The sequence below is a fragment of the Bartonella sp. AA86SXKL genome (assembly GCF_042196885.1).
In genome coordinates this window covers 349-719 of the sequence record NZ_JBHIRE010000318.1, presented here as the reverse complement: position 1 = coordinate 719, position 371 = coordinate 349, and the positions used below count along the sequence as shown (strand labels likewise).

Below are 371 nucleotides of genomic sequence, written 5' to 3'. Positions count from 1 at the left end.
AATCTCGGACAGGATAGTCCGGAATTTCTTCCGTTATAACCCAAGCTCAATAAAGCTTAGATAGCAAAATGTCGATAAAAACCGACACCTGAAATATATTTCTGATATTCACATACCCCAAAATAAAATGATAAATCTGCTCATACCTACTCTGAACGAACAGTCGCAGGATCAACTTTAATTCCAACCCCCATAGTAGAAGAAACTGCAACACGCTTAATATATTCACCTTTTGCACCTTGCGGCTTAGCTTTAATAACTGCACTAGCAAAAGCTTTAATATTCTCTACTATCTTCTCAACTCCAAAAGAAGCCTTACCGATACCAGCATGCACAATACCAGCTTTTTCAACGCGAAACTCAACAGCACC

At 38.8% G+C, this 371-nt stretch carries 1 pseudogene; it reads right to left on the bottom strand.

Annotated elements, in window-relative coordinates:
- Positions 1–146: 146 nt before the first annotated feature.
- Positions 147–371: pseudogene (locus tag ACFIO5_RS11770) on the bottom strand (50S ribosomal protein L1); the annotation flags it as partial.